Source organism: Pseudoblastomonas marina, from assembly GCF_014641655.1.
GTDB classification, from domain to species: domain Bacteria; phylum Pseudomonadota; class Alphaproteobacteria; order Sphingomonadales; family Sphingomonadaceae; genus Alteriqipengyuania_A; species Alteriqipengyuania_A marina.
The window spans coordinates 1-281 of the sequence record NZ_BMID01000015.1 but is presented as its reverse complement, the minus strand read 5'-3'; positions in this window follow the sequence as shown (position 1 = coordinate 281).

Sequence of the window (281 nt, the reverse complement as noted above, 5' to 3'; positions counted from 1 at the left end):
TCATAATTGGCATGAGCCAATATGGCCCCCATACTTAATCTTAAAAATTTGTTGTTAAGCATTTTAATTTGGATTTTATTAAAATGCCTGTACAACGGGTTAATTATGCTATAATTTACGTGACTTTGGATACTATTGATTATATATAAACCATCCAAACTTGTAGTACTTGATCCATACAGTAGACCACCTACACCTAATCCTAATAAAATAAAGGAGCAATGAAATATACAATATAATTTTGTAATAATAAAATCGGGACTTCTACTTATAGTACCTGA